At 62.0% G+C, this 2,039-nt stretch carries 1 protein-coding gene and 1 pseudogene; one reads left to right on the top strand and one right to left on the bottom strand.

What is annotated here, in order from left to right:
• Window positions 1-468 (bottom strand): annotated as a pseudogene (locus tag VF285_RS01455) (hypothetical protein); the annotation flags it as partial.
• Window positions 469-991: 523 nt separating this feature from the next.
• Here VF285_RS01455 and VF285_RS01450 point away from each other — a divergent pair.
• Window positions 992-1,951: a glycosyltransferase family 2 protein gene (locus tag VF285_RS01450; RefSeq protein ID WP_346950834.1), complete on the top strand. Its 960-nt coding sequence runs from the start codon at window positions 992-994 to the stop codon at window positions 1,949-1,951.
• The last annotated feature ends 88 nt before the right edge of the window (window positions 1,952-2,039 follow it).

The following is a 2,039-nucleotide window of genomic DNA, read 5'->3' as shown; positions in this document are numbered from 1 at the left end:
CATGACGTTGTTCATCGTGCTGATCGCGCTTTCGATCACGCGATTGAGCTGGCTGCGCTCGACCAGGATCGGCTCCACCATGCAATTGGAGTGGAACTTGATCTCGTCCAGGGCGTGCAACTGCATCGGGTCGGCAATGCCTACATACAGACGCTTGCCGCGCTTGAGCAAGGGCAGCGCACGATGCTTGCTGAGCAGGGCCTCGCTGATCAGGTTCAGCGGCATGGTGGCCGGCGGAATGGCCGCGACATCCATCATCGGCATGCCGAACTCGACCGATGCCAGTCGAGTCAGCGCCATGCTGTCGACCAAGCCATGGTCCAGCAGCCAGTTGGTCAGAGTGATCTTTTTCTGGCTGGAATCGGCTACGGCCTGGCGCACCTCGTTTTCCGGCATCATGCCTTCGGTCACCAGTCGTCTGGCCATGCCTGACAGGCCTACCAGCGTTGGTTGTACTTGCGACGACATGATGAAAGTGACCCAGCCCCCTGAATTATGGGGAAATCTACCGCACATTGTGCCCGCAGGCCATGGGCGGCACGTGCCAGGTGCGACTTGCCGCACATCCCCGGAGGCGCAGCCCCCCAAAAACCGTCCGCGGAGGAGAAATACTGGCAGTTGCCGCGTGGACGCCCCGTGCAAACCCCGAAGGCGCCCCGACGGCCTTGCCGGCCATGTATTGCTGGGCCATGTAGGAGCGCACCCTGTGCGCGAATGCTCTTGGCCAGGTCATGCGAAAAGCCTTTCGCGCACAGGGCGCGCTCCTACGAGAGCGGATTGACACCCCCCCCCAAAAAAAATCGGGCTTCGCCCCCCCCATTTCGCCCATCCGCCCTGAACGATTGGTGTGCACCACAGCCCTGCTCCCTCCCCTGCGTGCAGGGGAGGGTTGGGGAGGGGGGCGCCCAACCTCGCGACAACCCTGCCTACCTTCCCCCAGCCTTCCTCAGCCCTCAGGGGAAGGAGCAAAGTCGAAGGAAACACGGCCTGTGTGATCATCCTGATGGTTCGACCATGCCCGGATTTGCTCACGGCCCGTCATTCACGAACCACCTCCCGCGTTATGATCGCCCTTCTTCAGGGGAGCCATCGTTTGAGTCGCCTCAGCATCATCCTTCCAGCCAAGAACGAAGCCCAAGCCCTGGCCGGCCTGCTGCCGCGCTTGCGCGAAGCGCAGCCGGACGCCGAAATCATCGTGGTAGACGACGGGTCCAGCGACGATACCCGGGCGGTTTGCAGCGCTGCGGGGATCGGATGCCTGTCGTCGCCGTATTCCATGGGCAACGGCGCGGCGATCAAGCGCGGTGCCCGCGCCGCCAGCGGCGATCTGCTGGTGTTCATGGACGGCGACGGCCAGCACGACCCAGCCGATGTCGCCCACCTGCTGGCCAAGCTGGACGAAGGCTACGACATGGTCGTCGGTGCCCGCGATTGGGGTAGCCAGGCCGGTGTCGGTCGCGGCGTCGCCAACGCCCTCTACAACTGGCTGGCCACCCACATGACCGGCCATCCGGTGCTTGATCTCACCTCCGGTTTCCGTGCGGTGCGTGCGGATAAATTTCGTGAATTCATCCACCTGTTGCCGAATGGTTTCAGTTACCCCACCACCAGTACCATGGCGTTCTTCCGCAGTGCTTATCCGGTCGCTTATTTGCCGATCAAGGCGGCGCAGAGAGTTGGCAAGAGCCACATTCGGCCATTGAAAGACGGCGTGCGCTTTCTGCTCATCATCTTCAAGATTGCCACGCTGTATTCGCCGTTGAAGCTGTTCGTGCCGACCGCTGCTGCGTTCTTTCTGCTCGGCTGCGCAAACTACGCGTGGACCTTCGCGCACGATGGTCGCCTCACCAACGGCAGTACCTTGTTGTGGAGCGCCTCGGTGATCGTATTTCTGATCGGGTTGGTGTCGGAGCAGATCACATCCCTTCTGTATACGCGCTCCGACCACTGATGGCTGCGATCCGTCGATGGGCAAGGATGTTGGCTCGCACGCCGCTGCATCCGCAATGGCTGTTGGGGCGCAGGGTGATTCCTTCAGG

The organism is Castellaniella sp. (genome assembly GCF_036379515.1).
Taxonomy (GTDB): domain Bacteria; phylum Pseudomonadota; class Gammaproteobacteria; order Burkholderiales; family Burkholderiaceae_B; genus Castellaniella.
Note: the sequence above shows the minus strand (reverse complement) of the source record. Positions and strands in the feature narration are given on the sequence as shown.